The 11,950-nt window shown below is 67.7% G+C and carries 14 protein-coding genes and 2 pseudogenes; 9 read left to right on the top strand and 7 right to left on the bottom strand.

Features of this window, described 5'->3' with window-relative positions:
- Window positions 1-134 precede the first annotated feature (134 nt).
- The 5 genes from ORV05_RS09160 to ORV05_RS09140 all read left to right on the top strand — a co-directional run bounded on the left by ORV05_RS09160 (window position 135) and on the right by ORV05_RS09140 (window position 3,586).
- Window positions 135-713 (top strand): TetR/AcrR family transcriptional regulator, encoded by a 579-nt coding sequence (locus tag ORV05_RS09160; RefSeq protein WP_268758014.1) that lies wholly within the window; start codon window positions 135-137, stop codon window positions 711-713.
- Window positions 714-776: 63 nt separating this feature from the next.
- Complete coding sequence (locus ORV05_RS09155) at window positions 777-1,178, top strand: VOC family protein (protein WP_268758013.1); 402 nt, start codon at window positions 777-779, stop codon at window positions 1,176-1,178.
- A gap of 10 nt (window positions 1,179-1,188) precedes the next feature.
- Window positions 1,189-1,575, top strand: coding sequence for a VOC family protein (locus ORV05_RS09150; RefSeq protein ID WP_268758012.1), 387 nt, complete (start codon window positions 1,189-1,191; stop codon window positions 1,573-1,575).
- Between the two features lie 140 nt (window positions 1,576-1,715).
- On the top strand, window positions 1,716-2,303 hold the full coding sequence (locus ORV05_RS09145) for an ArsR/SmtB family transcription factor (protein WP_268758011.1): 588 nt from the start codon (window positions 1,716-1,718) through the stop codon (window positions 2,301-2,303).
- Window positions 2,300-3,586: an MFS transporter gene (locus ORV05_RS09140; protein ID WP_268758010.1), complete on the top strand. Its 1,287-nt coding sequence runs from the start codon at window positions 2,300-2,302 to the stop codon at window positions 3,584-3,586. The genes ORV05_RS09145 and ORV05_RS09140 overlap by 4 nt, the downstream gene beginning before the upstream one ends.
- A 36-nt stretch (window positions 3,587-3,622) precedes the next feature.
- On the opposite strand, the gene ORV05_RS09135 is transcribed toward ORV05_RS09140, so the two are convergent.
- The 4 genes from ORV05_RS09135 to ORV05_RS09120 all read right to left on the bottom strand — a co-directional run bounded on the left by ORV05_RS09135 (window position 3,623) and on the right by ORV05_RS09120 (window position 6,815).
- Window positions 3,623-4,846 carry a permease gene (locus tag ORV05_RS09135; protein WP_268758009.1) on the bottom strand — a complete coding sequence of 408 codons (1,224 nt, stop codon included), beginning with the start codon at window positions 4,844-4,846 and terminating at the stop codon, window positions 3,623-3,625.
- Between the two features lie 162 nt (window positions 4,847-5,008).
- Window positions 5,009-5,803: a membrane protein insertase YidC gene (gene yidC / locus ORV05_RS09130; RefSeq protein ID WP_268758008.1), complete on the bottom strand. Its 795-nt coding sequence runs from the start codon at window positions 5,801-5,803 to the stop codon at window positions 5,009-5,011.
- Window positions 5,804-5,872: 69 nt separating this feature from the next.
- On the bottom strand, window positions 5,873-6,187 hold the full coding sequence (locus tag ORV05_RS09125) for a DUF6412 domain-containing protein (RefSeq protein ID WP_268758007.1): 315 nt from the start codon (window positions 6,185-6,187) through the stop codon (window positions 5,873-5,875).
- Window positions 6,188-6,227: 40 nt separating this feature from the next.
- A complete protein-coding gene (locus ORV05_RS09120) occupies window positions 6,228-6,815 on the bottom strand; it encodes a hypothetical protein (protein ID WP_268758006.1) in 588 nt (195 codons plus the stop codon).
- A 608-nt stretch (window positions 6,816-7,423) separates the two neighbouring features.
- Between ORV05_RS09120 and ORV05_RS09115 the strand changes: the two genes are divergently transcribed.
- Complete coding sequence (locus ORV05_RS09115; RefSeq protein WP_268758005.1) at window positions 7,424-7,918, top strand: GNAT family N-acetyltransferase; 495 nt, start codon at window positions 7,424-7,426, stop codon at window positions 7,916-7,918.
- A 70-nt stretch (window positions 7,919-7,988) separates the two neighbouring features.
- Here ORV05_RS09115 and ORV05_RS09110 read toward each other — a convergent pair whose 3' ends face one another.
- Window positions 7,989-8,162, bottom strand: coding sequence for a hypothetical protein (locus ORV05_RS09110; RefSeq protein WP_268758004.1), 174 nt, complete (start codon window positions 8,160-8,162; stop codon window positions 7,989-7,991).
- Window positions 8,163-8,263: 101 nt separating this feature from the next.
- Window positions 8,264-8,470 (bottom strand): annotated as a pseudogene (locus ORV05_RS09105) (ABC transporter ATP-binding protein); the annotation flags it as partial.
- A gap of 303 nt (window positions 8,471-8,773) precedes the next feature.
- On the opposite strand from ORV05_RS09105, the pseudogene ORV05_RS09100 reads away from it, so the two are divergent.
- Together ORV05_RS09100 and ORV05_RS09095 are read left to right on the top strand one after the other, a co-directional pair.
- Window positions 8,774-9,406 (top strand): annotated as a pseudogene (locus ORV05_RS09100) (DUF222 domain-containing protein); the annotation flags it as partial.
- Between the two features lie 250 nt (window positions 9,407-9,656).
- Window positions 9,657-9,983, top strand: a complete 327-nt coding sequence (locus tag ORV05_RS09095; RefSeq protein ID WP_407652734.1) for an HNH endonuclease signature motif containing protein — start codon at window positions 9,657-9,659, stop codon at window positions 9,981-9,983.
- Between the two features lie 191 nt (window positions 9,984-10,174).
- Here ORV05_RS09095 and sigJ read toward each other — a convergent pair whose 3' ends face one another.
- Window positions 10,175-11,113 carry an RNA polymerase sigma factor SigJ gene (sigJ, locus tag ORV05_RS09090; protein ID WP_268758003.1) on the bottom strand — a complete coding sequence of 313 codons (939 nt, stop codon included), beginning with the start codon at window positions 11,111-11,113 and terminating at the stop codon, window positions 10,175-10,177.
- A 157-nt stretch (window positions 11,114-11,270) separates the two neighbouring features.
- On the opposite strand from sigJ, the gene ORV05_RS09085 reads away from it, so the two are divergent.
- Window positions 11,271-11,900 carry an LUD domain-containing protein gene (locus tag ORV05_RS09085; RefSeq protein ID WP_268758002.1) on the top strand — a complete coding sequence of 210 codons (630 nt, stop codon included), beginning with the start codon at window positions 11,271-11,273 and terminating at the stop codon, window positions 11,898-11,900.
- The last annotated feature ends 50 nt before the right edge of the window (window positions 11,901-11,950 follow it).

The following is an 11,950-nucleotide window of genomic DNA, read 5'->3' as shown; positions in this document are numbered from 1 at the left end:
CGGCAAACTGAAGCGGATACTAATCCGCTAGCGCTGGAATCGACGTTAGCGGATTACAATCCGCTTCGCAACGAACGGTACCCCCGGAGCTACTCCAGGTCAGCGGACTAGCATGAGAAGGGCGAGGAGGGGCGATGACGGTGGGTTCGGCGGGCTCGGTCAGCCCACGGCGTGCCGACACCCGGCGCAACCACGAGCGCATCCTCGCCGTCGCGGCGGAGAACCTCACCGCGTCGGGCGAGGTGTCGTTCAACGCGATCGCGAAGCTGGCCGGGGTCGGCGTGGGCACGGTGTACCGGCACTTCCCCACCCCGGCGGACCTCATCCTGGCCGTCTACGAGCGCGAGGTGCGACACCTGGTCGACGTCGTGCCGGAACTGCTGGAGCGCACCGACCCGGCCGAGGCCTTCCGGGCCTGGGCGACGGACCACCTGGCGCCGTACATGATGACCAAGTGCGGCCTGGCGAAGGCACTGGCCGCGGTGACGGCGCAGCGGGGGACGCTGCCCGCCAGTGCCGTCCAGGCCATTCAGGGCGCGATGGACGCACTGCTGCGAGCGAACGCCGAAGCGGGCTTGGTGCGGCCAGGACTGCGCGCCGACACGGTGATGCGCAGCCTCGTGGGCCTGCTCTACCTCGACCCGGACGGCGACTGGCCGCGCCAGACCGCCGAACTGGTCGACCTGGTGTGGCGGGGCATCCGCGCCGCCTGACGCCGCGTGCCGCTCGTCCACCGTCCCCGGGGCGAACCCGGCGATCACCGGCATGATGGCGCCGTGCAGCATCTCGGTCTCGTTTCCGTCGTCGTGCACGACTACGACGAAGCAATCGCCTTCTACACCAAGGTCCTCGGGTTCACCCTCATCGAGGACACCGCGCTCGACGAGAACAAGAGGTGGGTGGTGGTGGCCCCGCCCGGAGCACGGGAGACCGGCATCCTTCTCGCGCGCGCCGCCACTCCGGCACAAGCCCGCTGCGTCGGCGACCAGACCGGCGGACGGGTGTTCCTGTTCCTGTACACCGATGATCTTCCCCGCGACCACCAGCGCCTAAGCGAAGCCGGTGTGCGGTTCACCGAGCGACCACGGCACGAAACCTACGGCGACGTGGTCGTCTTCGAAGACCTCTACGGCAATCGCTGGGACTTGATCCAGCCGCGATCGGCCCCGACGCGGTAGTGTCGCGCGCATGGCCTGCAGGATCACCGAACTCGTCATCGACTGCGCCGATCCGCAACGGCTGGCGGACTTCTGGTGCGAAGTCCTCGGCTACGTCGAACTCGGCTGGGAGGGCGACGACCTGGAGATCGGACCGCCCGAAACCGGTTTCGGCGGGCCGCGGCCGGTGCTGGTGCTCAGCCGCAGCACCGAGCCGAAACGCGGGAAACTGCCGCTGCACCTCGACGTGAGCCCCACCGACCGCGATCAGGACGCGGAACTGGAGCGGCTGCTCGCCGCGGGGGCACGCAAGATCGACATCGGCCAGACCGGCACCGAGACGTGGCATGTGCTGGCCGACCCGGAGGGGAACGAATTCTGCCTGCTCCGGCGCCGGGTCGAGGCGACGGAGAACTGACGGGCACCAGTCTCGCAGCCCAGCCATAGGCGGGACACGACTCCTCCGCCTCCTGGCGCCGAGACCGTTGACTCGACTGCTCTTCGCGTGCAACTCTGAAAGAAGTCTTTCGAAAGAATCCTTTCAGAGCTGGGGTGGAGATGACCGAGCTACCACCGCGGATGCGTGTCCGCGACGTCGAGCTGATGCGAGCACTGGCCCATCCACTGCGATCAGCACTGCTGAACTACCTGCTGGCCGTGGGACCTCGGACCGCCAGCGAATGCGCGGTAGCGGTCGACTCCACCGCGTCGAACTGCAGTTGGCACCTGCGGCAACTCGCCGGGTGGGGACTGGTCGAGCGGGTCGATGCCACCGATGGCCGGGAACGACCATGGCGGGCCACCCAGGTGGGTCTGGACTTCGACGAACTCGGCACCGACCCCAGCGTCCAAGCCGCCCAACTCGCCGTGCTCGGCACCAACGTCGCCACCGACCAGGCGCTGACCCAACGATTCGTCGACACCGTCGGCGACCTCGAATCGGACTGGCGCAACGCCGCGGCGATGAACACCTACTCGCTGCGGGTCACCCCGACCGAACTGGAGGAGTTGACCGCGGCCATCGACGCGTTGCTCCGCCCCTACGTCACGACGATCCGCACCGGCGCACCAGCGGCTGCCCGACCGGTGCACGCGAGCTGGCGGGCGTTCCTGCGCATCGAAGCGGACGGAAAACCCAGCTCATGAGGGACTTGCTGGGGCAACGGGCATTCGTGCGATTGTGGACCGCGGGCGTGTTCGCGGAAACCGGCGAATGGATGCTGCAGATCGCGCTGCCGGTGTTCGTCTACCAGGCGACGGGATCGGCCGGCTCGACCGCCCTGGCCATGGCGGCCGGGATCCTCCCGATGGTCCTGCTCAGCCCGGTGGCCGGAGTGCTGGCCGACCGGTGGGATCGGCAACGGATCCTGTGGGGGGTCTGCCTTGCCCAGGTGGTGATCGCGGCACCACTGCTGATCAACGGCGGGCACAGCCTGGTGCTGATCTACCTCGTGATGGCCGCACAGTCGGCACTGGCGTCGCTGTTCGAACCGGCCCGCAACGCCTTGACACCCACGCTGGTGGGCAACGAACGGCTCACCGCGGCGAACGGACTGATGGGCTTCAACAGCAGCATCTCCCGGCTGGCAGGCAGTTCCCTCGGCGGCCTGGTCCTCGGCACCAGTGGTCTTGGCTGGGTCGTCGGCAGCTACCTGGCCGCGCTGTCGATGGCCACCGTGCTGCTCCTGCCGCGCTTCGCCACTCCAACCAGGCCGGTCACTCCCTCACCCGGGCGGAACCCCATGCTCACCGCATGGCTCGAGGGCATCGCCGAATTCCGCCGGGAACGGCGCCTGCGCATCACGGGCATGACGCTGGCACTGGCATCGCTTGCCCAGGGCATGTTCCTCGTGCTGTTCGTCGTCTTCATCACCGGCCCGCTGGCCGGCGGCGACGCCGAAGTAGGGCTTCTGCGCGGTGTGCAGGCGATAGGCGGACTCGTCGCGGGCATGGTGATCGCAACCCTTGGCCGTCGCGCCGCGCCGGCGACGCTGATGGGCACCGGCACGCTCGTGCTCGGACTGGTATCAGGCGTGATCTGGAACCTGCCGCAGTTCACCACGGCCAACTGGGTCTACCTTGCACTCTTCGCCGCGGTCGGGGCACCGGCCGTGTTCTGCACCTCGGGCGCGCTCACCATGGTGCAAACAAGCGTGCGCCCCGAGTACGCCGGCCGAGTACTCGCCACGACCTTCGCGGGCATGGCCGGATTTCAGACCGTCGGCACACTCGCCGCGGGAGCACTCATCGGTACCTGGAGGCTTGACCCGTTGCTCGACCTGCAAGCCGCACTCCTGGTCACCGCCGGCCTGATCGCCCTCATCGGCTTACGGCGACGAACAGACCGGCGACGCGAACGCTCCGCGAGGGCGACCGCCGCCACCGATCACCCTCGCGGAGTTGTCACGTCTTACGACAGGTCATTGTAGAGTCCTCGACCCCGAAACTGTTGCTGCGCAACAGCCTCACCGCACTGTCGGGTTCGAACGGGTTTCGTGGCCGCCGTGCTCGTGCGCCTCGTGCCCACCGTGGCCGCCGTGCTCGTGGCTCGCCATGGCGTCGGGTGATCCGCCCATCATGCGCAGCATGTCCCGGCCGCCGCTGCGGAAGAACCTCACGAGCAGGACCGCGGCGAGGATCAGGAAGGCGATGTTCAGCCAGGTGGTGTAGTTCCACGAGATCCCCTCGGCCATCACCATCGCCGAGCGCTGCGCCGGGATCAGGCCGGTCGCGCCGAAGAGCAACTCGACGAGGTATCCGGCGCCGACCATCGCCGCGTAGAAGGTACCCAGCAGCGCCAGGGTCATCCGGGTGCCGTAGTACTTCCGGTAGATGTTGAGGATCGGCAGGATGAGCAGGTCGGCGAAGATGAACGCGACCACGCCGCCGAAACTGATCCCGCCGTTCCACAGCACGGCGGCCAGCGGGACGTTGCCGATCGAGCAGACGAACGACAGGATCGCCACGATCGGCCCGACGACCGGTCCCCACAGCGCGGAGACGACCGGGTGGTCGGTGAAGAAGAACGCGCGCCAGAACGATTCCGGCACCCACGCCCCGATCGCCCCGGCGATGAGCAGGCCGATCACCAGGTCCCGCAGGATGGCCGCCCATTCCATGACGAACACGTGCGACACCGAGGTGAACCCGCGCGGCGAGAACAGACGCCGCCAGAACGAGCCCTCGCCCGCCACGGACATGTCCATCGCTGCGTGGCCTTCCATCGACCCGGCCAGACCACGCTCGGCCTGCTCGCGCGCCTTCTCGATCAGGCGCTTACGGACGAAGATCCGGAACAGCAGGGCGAGCAGCACGATCATGATCGGACCGCCGACGAACTCGGCCGCGGTGAACTGCCAGCCCATCAGCAGCGCCATGATGATGCCCAGTTCCACCACGAGGTTGGTGGAACCGATCTCGAACGCCATGGCGGCGGTGAAATTCGCGCCCTTGCGGAACAGCGAGCGGGCCAACGCCACCGCGGCGTAGGAGCAGGACGACGAGGCGGCACCCAGCAACGACGCCACCGCGAGCGTCCGCGGCCGGTCGTCGCCCATCAACCGGACGATCGTGGACTTGCGCACCACCGCCTGCACCACCGCGGACAGCAGGAACCCGAGGATCAGCGCCCACAGGATCTCCCAGGTCATCGATCCGGCCAGCGCCAGCGCGTGCCCTATCGCACTCATCTCCACCACTCTCCCTAATACCCACAGGGGGTATGTCGCGTGGATGAATGTAACCTCCGTGACCGCGATCGTCACTGTGATCCACACGACAGGCCCTCAGGTGGGCGAGCCTTCTCATGATCGGCCTGGACCACCACCGGCGCTGGCGGGTCACCGCGCTGGTCAAGACCGGCGGCCAGCACCGGGCAGTTCCCGGTCCACGATCCGGGTGAGGACGTGTTGCTGGCCGAAGGTCCAGACGTTGCTGACCAGAAAGTACAACAGCAATCCGATCGGCACGGGGAAGAACGAGCCCGAGACCAGCATGCCGACCGGGGCCAGGTACATCATCGCCCTGCTGAGCCTCGCGGTTTGCGGGTTCGCCGCGGTCTGCCGCGCGAGGTTCGCGCGTAGTGACAGGAACGTGGCCAGACCGGCGATCAGCATCAGCGGCACGCCGACCGCGATCACGTGAGAGTGGTCGGTGCCGTAGGCGGCCAGGTCGGAGCCCGGTTGCGAGAGCCAGCTGCCGAGCCTCGCGCCGAACAGGTCGGCGTTCAGGAAGGACCGGATGGCGCCGCGGTCGAACACCCCGTCCGACTGGGCGGCCGGGGTGAAACCGCGGAGCACCCAGTACAGCGAGAAGAACACCGGAAGCTGGATCATCATCGGCAGGCACCCGGCGAACGGGCTGGAATGGTTGTCGGCATGCAGTTTCTGGATCTCCTGCGCCATGCGCCTGCGATCCTTGCCGTACCGCTCCCTGATCTTCTGCATTTGCGGGGCGAGCGCCTGCGTGCGCCGCCCGGCCCGTAGCGCACCGAGCGCGGGCCTGAGCAGCGCCAGGCGCAGCGTCAAGACGAGGAACACGATGGCCAGCGCCCACACCACGCCCGTGTCCGGATTCAACAGCGTGCCGAAAACCTTGTGCCAGAACCAGAGGATGCCCGAAACCGGGTACAGGAAAAAGTCGAACATGAAAAGTCACTCCGTCGCTTGAAGATGGACAGGCGGGAGCGACTGCCTTACTCAGGACAAAAGGAAAGGTCAGGCAGCCGCGCTGCCCGTTGACGGAGCTCGTGACCGGGTGCGGCCGGGTGCATCGGGATCACGCAGACGCAGGAACAGCTGCGCGCGTTCCCGCAGGCTGATCGTGCGCACTCGCATCACGGCCGCGGCGGGTTCGACCCGGATGTGCACAGTGATCGCGAGGACGGCGACCGCCAGGGATGCGGTCAGCGCGGTGGCGAGGCCCAGTGGATTGAGGCCGCCAACCAGGGGAAGCGCGACGAACAACGTGGGCAGAAACAGCGCGAGCGCCAGAAGGAAGCGCATGCCGACGCCGAGTTTGCTCCGCTCCACGGCCACGACTCTACACCGGGACATCCGAGCGCGTCCCGCCTTACGATGGCGACGACTTCGGCCATGGTGGCTCTGGCTGCTCCGCCCACACGGAGGCGTATTCCAGCGTCAACCGCTCGACACTCGCCGCCCCCGCCGCGAAAACCGCCCACCACAGCTCTTCACAGGGAATATGGGCCTCACCTTTCGTGTCGACCCAAACGCAGATCTTCCCGTTGTCGCCGACAGTGATGTCCCACCAGGACCATGCCCGAAGATCCGGGTCGAAGCAGTAGATCCACTCGTCCGAACTCCAGGAACGATCGTCCCTGACTTCCAGGTATCTTCGCTTTCCCGCGCTCCCCATCGCATCCCCCGGAACGTCCCCGGCCGCACCGGTGGAAAGCGCCAGGAACCACGACGGAAGCCCGACCCCCGAAACTTCATCACTCTCGAAGTCGGCGGACCGGGCGATCTCCACCGCTGCGGCGATCAATCCCCTGAGGCGTTGGGCATACCTCGACCCGTCCCCCGCAGGCGTGACTACCAGCAGCCCGAGCAGGCCGATCGACTCGTCCAGGGGGTGTCTTTCCAGGCGGTGCACCTCACCTACAAGATCGTCCCGCCCCATCTCTCCGCCCTGTTCCATCCCCCGGCCCGACACGGTACCCGTGGTCGAATCGCTTCAGGCAACGGAACCCTCACGGCGGTTAGCGGGAGCGCAGCCAATCGCGGTAATGAGTCGGGGCGAGCCACGCCCCCGCGGAGGCGGTGGGTCGATCGTGATGCGGCCCAACTCGTCGAGCGGGAAGACCTCGGGTCCCGCGATTTCGCGGGTGCCCCGGAGCGGGGCTCGGCGACCGCCGCGGCGACCTCCGCGGAACTGATCGACTGGATCGGCGTGGACGGCAGGCGCACGACGTCGCCGTCGGTCGTGAGGTCCAGCACCGACGGGACGAACTCCATGAACTGGGTGGCTCGCACGATCGAGTAGGGAATCGGCCCCTGCCCGAGGCCTGCACCGCGCGCCATCGCACGCACCATCTACGCCGCCGACAAGGCATGGCGCGCCGCGCTGCGGGAGGTTTCGATCGCCGACCTCGGCCGCATGGTGGAAACGGACTACGAGGGCGACGTGCTGGGCCAGGTCGGGAAGTGGCTGCGGGCGGCAGAGAACTGAACGTCCAAAAAGCACGGTCGGCCGCACCGACGGAAAGGGGTGGGCGATCTGCCCGGACGGCGGTAGCCTCGGCGGTCATGAGTTGGCTCCCCGAGGACTTCACCCACCCCGTCTTTGTTCCGGTGCCCGGCACCACGCTGCACCTGCGGCCGATCCGGGAGGCGGACACCGCACTCGACTACCCCGCCGTGATGGGCTCCCGACAACGCCTGTGGGAGATCTTCGGTCCGGCCTGGTCCTGGCCCAAGGAGACGATGACCCGTGAAGAGGACCGCATCGACCTCTTGCGGCACGAGCGGGAGATAGCCGCACACCAGTCGTTCAACTACGCGCTACTGGACGAGGAGGAGACGGCGCTGTTCGGCTGCGTCTACATCGACCCGCCCGAACGCGCCGGCTCCGACGGCGAGGTCTCCTGGTGGGTGGTGGACGACCTCGCCGGCGGCGAAGTCGAGCGCGCGCTCGACGCACTGGTGCCCCAGTGGATCGCCGCCGACTGGCCCTTCCAGCGGCCCCGGTACCTGGGCCGCGACATCACCTGGCAGGACTGGCTCGCGCTGCCGCCCGCTTAGCGACCCCCGCGCTTCCTGGCGTTCGGCAGTTGCCGCCTGCACACTGCGGCATTTCCGGCGCCTCAGGTCGTCACACGGAAACCTCATCAAGCAGCAGGCCAATCGACTCTTCATAGGCAAGAAGAAGGACTTTGAACGGAACACCTTCTCCACCAGATTTTCCAAGCGGACTTGCCCATTCCCGCGCAGCACCCGAGAGAACAGAGAAGAGCAGTTCACATTCCTTCGCATTTCCGGCGAGCATGCCATAGCGCGTGAAGTATATGGTGAGCCGTCGACGCCGAACCGGGAATAACCGCCGGAACGCGTAGACGACCTCGGGCGCCGACTGGCGGCTTTCACGTGCTAACCCGCTCCAGAAAGGGCGGGCTCGTGGCCCTTGTACGCGGTGAGCACCTCGCGCACCGAGCCGCGCATCCGGATCCGGCCTTCGTCCATCCAGATCGCCGTGGTGGACAACTCCAGCAGGAGTTCATCGGCGTGCGAGGCGAACACCAGTAGCCCCGATCGATTGACCAGGTCCACCATGCGCCGTCGCGCTTTGGCGATGAATTGCGACCATCCGCGGGGTCCGGGTTCGGCGCACCCAGCCCCGCTTCTCGAGTTTGACAACCACCTGCGACAGGCGGAACAGCGAGGCCTCGGCCCGCGTGGCCAGGTCACCCATCCGCATCGTCCGTTCCGGGTCATCGACAGCGTCGACAGCACGAGGTAGTCGAAGTGGCCGATGCCCGCATCCCGGCGTATCTGGGTGTCGAGCGGGCTGGAAGATCAGGCCGACGAACGCTCGCCGCCTAGCCTTCACCAAGTTCTTCCACTGTACGAAATCTCGTTCGAAAAACCACTGATCGTGTGATGCTGTTGGCGTTGTGTCGTGGATACGATGGGGACGTGACCGAAAACTGGGGGTTTTCCGGGCCCGATCCGGAACTGTACGACCGCATCACCGCACTCGACCTGGATGACGTGTTGTCACTGATCGCGGCGGCCGAGGCGTGTTCGAACGCGTGTCAGGCGGTGAAACTGGCTGCGGTGGCGGCGTTGGGGGATTCCGATTCGGTGGCGAAGGAGGTCGCCCTCGAATTGCATTACGGTGCGCGCCAGTCGGAGGGCCAGGTCTCGCTGGCGCGGGATCTGGCGGAACGGTTGCCTGCGACTTTTGAGGCGATGAAGCGGGGTGCGCTGGATCCGTATCGGGCGTCGAAAGTAGCCGACCAAACCTCGATCCTCACCGACGACCAAGCCCGGGAAGTCGACGCCCAGGTCGCCGGGAAGATCACCACGCGGGATGCGACCTCAGTACGGCGCCTGGTGAACAGGACCGTCGCCCGCGTCGACCCCGACGGACACACGCGGCGCTGCGAGGAACGCAAGCGGGGGCGCAAGATTCAGCTGTGCCACGAAGACGAGGGCATGGCGACCCTGTACGCCTACCTCCCCGCCGAGATCGCCGCCACCATCTACACCCGGGTGGACCGGGTGGCGCGGCGGCTTCGGAGCCGGGGTGAGGAACGCACCCTGGACGAACTGCGGGCGGACGTGTTCTCCGACCTGTGCCTTGGCGTCGCGCGGCCAGTGGAGCCGCCGCGGGCGGAAGTCTTCGTATACCTGGACTTCCTGACCTGGACCGGGCTACGCAACGAACCCGCCGAACCTCGCCGGACACGGACCCATCCCCGCAAACCTGGCCCACCAGATCGCCGCGAATGCCACCATCCGGCGAGTCATCACCGACCCCATGACCGGCACCCCCATCGAGGTAGGGCGCCACCGCTACCGGCCATCCGCCGCCACCAAAGAACTCGTGCAGGTACGAGACCGGGAATGCCGCGTACCCGGCTGTCACCGACCAGTCCAGGCCTGCGACCTCGACCACGTCCAACCCTGGGCCCACGGCGGCAACACCCACCACGCCAACCTCTGCGGCCTCTGCCGCAGAGACCACCGGCTCAAGGACGAACCCGGCTGGCACCACCGCATGACCGACACCGGAGCCCTGGAGATCACCACACCAGCCGGTCGCACCTACCGCAACGAACCCGAACCCCTCACCACCACCGCCTGAGCCTCTCCGGAACCATAGCTGCCGCCGGTCACCCCTTCATGCCCGGAAGACGCTCTCGGTGTCCTTTTGGATCGTGGCGGAAACACCCGGCGTGGAGATCGCCCACCATCGCCGACCAATACGTGCCGCTGCTGCTCACCGTCGGTGCCGCGACCGACCCGGCTCCCCCGGCCTGCGCCGCGGACAGCGCGTCAGCCCGTCGTCCAGAGACGGAGCTTCTCGGGGTTGCGCACCACCCAGATGTGCTTGATCCGGTCGCCGACGACGTCGAACGCGTACACCGTCACGGTGACACCGTCGAGCTGAGCCACCAGACCGGGCTGACCGTTGACCGTACGCTCCAGGAACGTCATGCCGCCGGGCCTCCGGCGGGCGATTTCGATCCAGGCGTGCGCGATCTGCTCGCCGCCTTCGATGGGGTGCAGGAAGGCCATGGCGAGGCCGCCGCTGTCCGCGATCGCGGTGGCGCCGGGGTCGAGCAGTCCGACGAGGGCGTCGATGTCCTTGGCTTCCCATGCCTGCTTGAAGTCCCTGACGATACCGGCGCGCTGGGCTGGCGGGGTCGCGGGAGGCTGCGAGGCCCGGATGCGGCGGCGGGCCGAGGACGCCAGCTGGCGACATGCCGCCGGGGTGCGGCCGACGATCTCCGCCACTTCGGCGAAGGAGTGGCAGAAGACGTCGTGGAGGATGAACGCGACGCGTTCGGCCGGGGTCATCGATTCGAGCACGACCAGGAAGGCCAGGTTGACCGACTCGTCCAGGGTGACCCGGTCGGCCGGATCGGCCGTGGTGCCGCCCGGCCGCCCGGTGCTCCACTCCGACTGTTCGGGTAGCGGCTCGGGGATCCATTCGCCCACGTAGGTCTCTCGCCGGGCCCGGGCCGAGCCGAGCACGTTGAGGCAGATCCGGCTGACAACCGTCGTCAGCCAGGCGCCTGGGGACACGATGGCGTCCCGCTGCTGCTCGGACATGGCGTACCAGCGGGCATAGGTCTCCTGGACGGCGTCCTCGGCCTCGGCCAGGGTGCCCAGGAGTCGGTAGGCGATGTTGATCAGCTGCCGCCGCTCGCTCATGATCGCGTCCAGGCCCGCATCGGGCCGGACGTGCCCTGGTCCGGATGGTGTGGTCATGTGCCGACGGCTCCCTTGGTCGCTTCTGCCCTCACCGGTTCGACAAGACAGCGCCCCGGAATGTGAGGCCGGTGCGTCGCCTGACATTCCGGGGGGCCGTGTTGTCGAACCGGTGAGACGAACACATCACCCAGTGAACAGGAAGCTCGGAGACATCATGACCACCCCAATCCCGGCAACACCCTTCGCCGACCCGGCGTCCGCGCAGCACCTCGAGCGGGCGGCCACCGCGTTGACCGCCCACGGTTTCACCGTAGAAATCCTCGACGACGCCGCCGCCGCGCGTACCCGCGTCAAAGATCTGATCCCCGAGGGTGCCAGCGTCTTCACCGGGGCCAGCGAGACCCTCCGCCTGTCCGGCATCGACGACGACATCAACGCCGGCGGACGGTACCAGGCCGTCAAGCCACGGGCCCTGGCCATGGACCGCGCCACTCAACTGGACGAGATCCGGCGGCTGCTCGCCAGCCCCGACGTCGTCGTGGGAAGCGTCGCCGCAGTCACCGAAACCGGCTCCCTCGTGGTCGCCTCGGGTAGCGGAAGCCAGCTACCCAGCTACTCCGGCGGCGCCGCCCGCGCGATCTGGGTCGTGGGGGCGCAGAAGGTGGTACCCGACCTGGACACCGCGCTGAGGCGCGTCGAGGACCACTGCCTCCCGCTGGAAAGCGCTCGCACCCGGGAAGCCTACGGGTGGCCCAGCGCCGTCAACCGGCTTCTCATCCTCAACGCGGAACACCAGCCCGGACGCGGCACCGTCCTGTTGCTCCGCGAAGCCATCGGATTCTGAACGCGCACGGCTCGTGCGGACCGGGTGAACGCGGCACCCGAAGCCCGGCT

This window comes from Amycolatopsis cynarae (genome assembly GCF_026802195.1).
Classification (GTDB): domain Bacteria; phylum Actinomycetota; class Actinomycetes; order Mycobacteriales; family Pseudonocardiaceae; genus Amycolatopsis_E; species Amycolatopsis_E rhizosphaerae.
Note: the sequence above shows the minus strand (reverse complement) of the source record. Positions and strands in the feature narration are given on the sequence as shown.